Origin of the sequence: Desulfofundulus sp. (genome assembly GCF_049701015.1) — a bacterium.
Taxonomy (GTDB): Bacteria; Bacillota; Desulfotomaculia; order Desulfotomaculales; family Desulfovirgulaceae; genus Desulfofundulus.
Genome location: NZ_JBNATZ010000362.1, coordinates 1 through 1,909 on the forward strand (window position 1 = coordinate 1; position 1,909 = coordinate 1,909).

Annotated in this window: 2 protein-coding genes; both read right to left on the reverse strand. The window is 47.7% G+C overall.

Annotated elements, in window-relative coordinates; genetic code table 11:
- Positions 1-9: 9 nt before the first annotated feature.
- On the reverse strand, positions 10-1,335 hold the full coding sequence (locus tag ACPLUI_RS14385; RefSeq protein ID WP_424660930.1) for a diguanylate cyclase: 1,326 nt from the start codon (positions 1,333-1,335) through the stop codon (positions 10-12).
- 320 nt (positions 1,336-1,655) lie between these two features.
- On the reverse strand, positions 1,656-1,909 hold a 254-nt coding region (locus ACPLUI_RS14390; RefSeq protein WP_424660931.1), incomplete at its 5' end, for an integrase core domain-containing protein.

Genomic DNA, 1,909 nt, shown 5'->3' on the forward strand with positions numbered 1-1,909 from the left:
CCAGGACGTTCAAGAAATTTCAGCTTTCTGGCGGCTTTTTTCCTCATACATTCGAGCATCAGCCAGCTTTATCAAACCCTCTATGCCTAGTGATTCCTGCCGGGAGTCCAGCGTGGCGACGCCAATACTCAAGTAGACCGGGATTGCAACCTCCGTTTCCATGATAGTTTCACCGGTAATCTTTTGACGGAGTCTGTCGGCCACCATCCGCGCTTTTTCCCCACCGGTGCAGGGGAGGAGCACGGCAAACTCGTCACCCCCAATACGGAAAAGCAGGTCGCACTGGCGGCAGCTGGCACGCAAGAGCTTTGCAATGCGAACAAGCGCTTTGTCACCCGCAGGGTGTCCCAGGGTATCATTAATTTTTTTAAAGTTGGTGACATCAATAATTAAAAGAGAGAAGGGTGTTAAGTAGCGTTTTGTCCGATTGACTTCCCTTTCCAGCGCTTCCTGGAAAGCCAGGCGGTTGCCCAACCCGGTTAAAGGATCTGTCCGAACCATTGTTTCCAGGGCCTCTTTGGCCCTGGCCAGCTCCTCGTTGAGCTTCGAGAGCTTTTTATTTTGTTCTTCCAACCGGCAAAGGTATTCCTTAAGCTCCCGGCGCATCTTCACCTGTTCAGTTACGTCCCTGGCAATACCTCTTATATAAGGTTGCCTTCCCTTAAAGAGAACCGACTGGTATTCCCAGAAGATTTCTTCACCGTCTTTGGTTAAGCCGCGCATGAGTCCCCGTATTTCGCCTTTTTCTATAACTTGCCTCAAATATTCATCAACCAGATGTTTGACATCTGGGTGTAAAAAAGTGGAAATTTCTTTCCCTTCAAGCTCTTCTGGCAAAAAATTAGTAGCGCGTATAACGGCCTGATTGAGTGCTAGGAAGCGGCCCTTCAGGTCGTGGAGGTAGATAACATCGTTAACGTTATCAAAAATATCCCTCAGGCGTGCTTCAGTTTTTTGCAATTCGTTAAGAAGTCTTTTTTCCCTGGTTACGTCCAGGAGTTGTCCCAGAATGGCAGGCCGGGAATCAAAGGAGATGAGAGAAAAATAGCCATGCAGGTAACGTATTTCATTCCGGCGGTTAATAGCCTTGAACTCGTAGTTTCCTGGTTCGCGCTGGCCTCTCAGTCTACGCAAGGCGCGCTGAAGTAGGAGGTGGCGGTCTGCGGGATCAATCAGTTCCCATACATTAATTTGCAACAGTTCTTCTCTGGTGTATCCGGCCAGTTCTACCATTCGTTGATTGACATATTTAAAAGAATTGTCCTGGAAGATGTAGATTGGTAGAGGTACCATTTCCAGGAACGAAAAGAGTTCTTCATGTTTCCAATCAAGCATAGTACCTTGGCCACCTTTAATCTTGACTTTATTTTGAATATTCATTCTACAATATACATCTTTTCCCTGCAACTACGAGCCTGTAATGGGCAGGCTACATTGTATGTCAGGTGGGAGGATGTCAGGGAGAGAATGACGTCCGTGATGCTGGATTCCCTAAAGTTTGGTTAAAAATTCCCGAAGCGATTATTAAGATGAGTTAAGTTGTCAAGGTATTGACACAATGAAAATGCTTATCGCTCCCCTTTATGGCATGGTCATGAGCTTGTCTTACATGTTGTACTGCCACCAAAAGAATAGAACCTTTTGGTGCCAATGAGTTACGCAGCGGCTTTCGGTGCCGGTAGGCAGAGCTGGTCCGGGTATGGTACGAAGAATACCTGTGCCGGTGTCCGGCCCCTGGTGCGACGGCCCTGGTGCGGGCGTTCCCAATTGTAATAGAAATACTGGTTCAGGTCGGCTTGAAGTTCTTCCACGGAAGTATATCTTTTGCGCCTCAAAGCCACCTGGAAGAATTCCTGGAAGAGGGTCTGGATAAACCGTTCAGCATAGCCGTTGGTCCAGGGGTGTTTTA